Origin of the sequence: Collinsella aerofaciens (assembly GCF_027679495.1) — a bacterium.
GTDB lineage: Bacteria > Actinomycetota > Coriobacteriia > Coriobacteriales > Coriobacteriaceae > Collinsella > Collinsella aerofaciens_AK.
In genome coordinates, this window is record NZ_JAQEKC010000053.1 from 1 (window position 1) to 1942 (window position 1942).

General features: G+C 55.5%; 1 protein-coding gene. It reads right to left on the reverse strand.

Features of this window, described 5'->3' with window-relative positions; translation table 11 throughout:
* Positions 1 to 608: 608 nt before the first annotated feature.
* Positions 609 to 1733 (reverse strand): aminotransferase, encoded by a 1125-nt coding sequence (locus tag PGW49_RS10280; protein ID WP_270226432.1) that lies wholly within the window; start codon positions 1731 to 1733, stop codon positions 609 to 611.
* Positions 1734 to 1942: the final 209 nt, after the last annotated feature.

The window sequence follows — 1942 nt, forward strand, 5'->3', positions numbered from 1 at the left end:
CCGATCTCGGAAGGCACGTGCAGACCTTTCGTCATGGCCTCCTACCTTTCTTTCGGGCCCTTGTCAGGGCCGATTCGTTAGCGCCCCTCCGTGTGAGGCGTTATTGCTGACGACATATTTATATCCAAAATCAGCTCATACTTCCACCTTGCCCCCGAACGGTTTTTTATAGGGGGTGAACGGCATACACATATACTTCACGCATGGCACACTTCATCTTAATAAAGCGTATTTACGTGCTTAAACGCGTTTTAATCCTAAAATCAAATGGAACTAAACTTTGTTAAACCATCCTCAAATTGCATATTTCCAATAAAGCTATGAATAGAATTAGCGGTTCACACCGCGTCTCAACCATTTTCATTTTTATTCAGAAAAAAGTTTGTCCTATTCATTTCTGATAAATAAATTACCGTTTACCAGACGCTTGATACCGTTCACCGGAAACTCAGTATAAGGCCCAGCGGATACCGCCTCGCTTTACGGCCCCATTTGTAACAACTTGACTTCTCGGTATAGAAAAACGGACCCGCTTCCCCTAGGGAAACGGGTCCGTTTTCGATTATCTTCGGCTAATTTGGATAAGGCCCCCGAAGACCATCGGAATCCTAGCGATCGAACTCCGCCAGTGCCTCGCCCAAAAGCCTCAGGCCCTCGCGCAGAACGTCCTCGCTCGCGCAGTAGCCCAGGCGTGCGCCGCAGGGAAGCTCAAAACGGCTACCGGGGACCAGCAGCACTCCCCTCTCGGACAGCAGGCGCCTGCAGAACTCCTCGTCATCCTCGGGAATATCCAGCTGGATAAACGAGGTGGACACGCCCTGCGGGGCCGTCCAGGAAACGCGATGCTGCGTATCGATCCAAGCCTGCGCGATATCGCGGTTGCCAAACACGATCTTGCGATTGCGCTCGAGAATCTTATCCTTGTGCTCAAGCACATAGGTCGCCAGGTCATCGTTGAACACTCCGCCGCAGATCATGGTGTAATCGCGATAGGTACGGATGCGGTTGGACACCTCTTCGTCGGCCACGACCCAGCCCACGCGGGCCGCAGGCGTCGAATAGGTCTTCGACAACGAGTTGGTGACAATGGCCCTCTCGTACACGTCGACCATCGACATAAAGGACTCAGTATTTTCGAGAGGCAGATACACCTCGTCACTCAGCACGTAGGCGCCCACCGAACGGGCGATCTCGGCAATCTGGCCGAGCATATCGGCATCGAGCACCGTACCGATGGGGTTCGATGCGTTGTTGATGCAGATGAGCTTGGTGTCGGGGCGCACCAAGCGCTTGAGTTCCTCGATATCGGGCTTCCAGCCGAGCTCTTCGCGTAGCTCCCAATACTCGACCTCGGCGCCCAGCGTGCGCGGAATCTCGTAGAGCGGCGCATAGGTGGGCCACTCGGCGATAACGTGGTCGCCGGGTTCGACCACAGCCATGATGGCGTTGAGGTTAGCGCCCGTGCAGCCATTGGTCTGCAGAATGTGATCGGGATTGACCTCGCGACGATACAGCTTGGCAACCTCGGCCTTAAACTCCGGCGAGCCCTCGATCCAGCCGTAGTTCATCTTCTCGCGGTCCAGGCGCTCGTAGAACGTGGCGCCGCCCTGCTCATCGAGCGCGCGCAGCTCGCCCATGGTGAGCGACGAGATCGTCGACTGGGCGATGTCCCACGTGGCGCTCTTCTCCCAAACGTTGAGCCATTCCTCAACGCCAATCGTCTTGATGTCCATGGCCAAGCTCCTTACAAAAGCAGTCATCCAATCGTGTTGACGTTCCTCATACAAGATTGGGGCGGTGCGAAAACCCGCACCGCCCCAATGGGAGACATCTAATGGCAGCTAGATGTATGTATTATGACCTGTACGGGTCCTTGAAGACCCTAGAGGTCCTCGCGCCAGAAGGGCATGCTCATGCAGCGCGGGCCGCCGCGGCCGCGGGA

Excerpts from the sequence above, each read along its gene's own strand:
- PGW49_RS10280 (WP_270226432.1), bottom strand. The coding sequence starts at position 1,733 with ATGGACATCAAGACGATTGGCGTTGAGGAATGGCTCAACGTTTGGGAG.